Raw genomic sequence first — 2000 nt, forward strand, 5'->3', positions numbered from 1 at the left:
CATTATTTGTTCCATGGTGCATTGCTTGAATAATGGGAATAATCCGTGAAGGTTGAATGCCCCCAATAATGGAAATGATTGCATTGGGAATAAAAATGGTTCCCCGCCTAATCCGGTCATAAGTAAATTGACCATCTCCATTAAAAGCTTCCAAATAAAAGGAACGGTCTGTTTGATATTCCTTTCTTTCCATATCTGTTAAGAAACCGGATAATTCATCACGCACCATCAAGAGACCACGGGGGTTTTCTTTTAAAAGTTCCCCAAGCTTTTCGACGGTCACATCATTGACAATAAAACGAGAGACATCCTCATCACGCGCATTGTCTTTAGAGAGGGTTTCAGACAAAAGAGCATGGGCTGTTTCAAGATCTCCTTTTTTTATTGCTTTATGGGCTTGTTTTTTCTTTTCGAATTTGTCTAAAGTTTCAAGTATCTCTTCAATTTCTTGTCTCTCTTTCTGCTTTAGCCAGTCTTTATACCATTTCTTTTGGAGGCAAGTGATGGGAGTTAAAGCGGCTTGCATGGTAGGTGTTTTCATGGTTGAAGGTTGACCAATAAGAGCGCCCCAGAGATTAGGGACAATCTTCCAATCATCATGTTGTTTTGGAGCAATCCGCACGCCATTTCCAATGACAGCAGACAATCCACATAAAGCAGAAACAGCAACAAAATCGATAGAAGATTGTTGAATATCAGCAACGTCATAAACATAGTTTATTAATGGTGTTGGAAGCAGGAATATTTTAAAAGGCTCGACGGGTAAGAGAGCCGTGGCAATCGGTTGTAATTGCCCCCAACCATTTTGTTGCAATGCTTGTTTATAAGGAATGGCTTCTAAACAAGTCTTATCATTTAAAGAGCCATTGTCGTTATCATTGAATGAAACATTTTGATTGTTGGTATCGACAATATTGTTTTTATTCTCTCTCATTTATTTATACCTTTCAGTATCAAAACATCATTGAAATCTAGACCGTATGGGGCTTGCATGATAAAGACCTCAAAGCCTTGTCTATAGGCACGTGCAGCGAGGGTAAAACCTGCTTTACGACCAGCATCATCGCCATCCATTGCAATTGTCAGACGCCCTTTTGTAGGAGGTAAATTCACATGCATCATGCCATGGGTTGAAAGGGACGCCCATAAATTCACGGGCTCTGATAACAACTCAGACAGCAGAGCCAGACCGGTTTCAATGCCCTCACAAATGACCAGATGTTTGGGATTGGCTTGACTTAATTGCACCCCACCACCCGTGATAGAACCCAACATGGCTTTGGCTGGTTTTTGATCTGTTTTGCAGCCATTGGCTTGTAAAAAGGTTCTATGAATGGCGAAAGAGCCAGCGCCCTTAACAAAAGCAACCAACGCGGGCAGTGTACCCCCAGAGGGGTGTGGACATTTGTCGTAAAAGCGTAAATCAGCAGGCAAATCACATGTAATCCCCCGCATACGTAAATAGGTTTCTGCTAAAGTATTTTTGATTGGTTGGCTTTGTTGCCAAATTACTTTTGCTCTCTCTGCTTTCTGTTTTGCTTGTTTGAGATCAGCACAAAACTGTTTTGAGAAAGAAAGCGTATGAGCATAAGCTTTATCAAAAAAGGCTTGTTTTCCAAGCAAGCCAATTCTAATAAGCGCTTGTATGACCTCTCTAAAAGAGCAGCCAGCATAACAAGTGAGTAAAAGACGCCCATCATGTCCATTGGCAAGGGATAAGCTAGGCAGCCTATCATCATGAGCAGGGCAACGGGCTGTTCCATAACGCCCATGCCAAACTCCACGTAATGCACGAGTAATACCCCGCGCATTCTTAAAAGAACACATCATTTTAAATCCTATAACGTTGTGTCATAGGACGGATTGTGCACTCTCTAGATTGATGAGTTTGAGAAAGCCTTGTCCGTCCTTACGTGACAAGTTTTTTTATGCCGCGTCACTTTGACGTTGCTGTTTTGCTTGCTCGATGACATTCAAAAGATCTGATTGTAACCAACGGG

General features: G+C 41.8%; 2 protein-coding genes and 1 pseudogene. All 3 read right to left on the bottom strand.

Translation table 11 applies throughout. The annotated features are described in order from the left end of the window. Positions 1–934 (bottom strand): DUF3987 domain-containing protein (locus tag ACFINR_RS09205; protein ID WP_375654219.1); only part of this gene is annotated, 934 nt, incomplete at its 3' end. Continuing rightward, entirely contained in the window at positions 931–1830 is a 900-nt protein-coding gene (locus ACFINR_RS09210) for a toprim domain-containing protein (protein ID WP_375654220.1), read from the bottom strand. The genes ACFINR_RS09210 and ACFINR_RS09205, both read right to left, overlap by 4 nt. A gap of 96 nt (positions 1831–1926) precedes the next feature. Next, a pseudogene (locus ACFINR_RS09215) lies at positions 1927–2000 on the bottom strand (DNA-binding protein); the annotation flags it as partial.

The sequence above is a fragment of the Bartonella sp. AP19HLJMH genome (assembly GCF_042196245.1).
In the GTDB taxonomy this organism is placed as follows: Bacteria; Pseudomonadota; Alphaproteobacteria; order Rhizobiales; family Rhizobiaceae; genus Bartonella.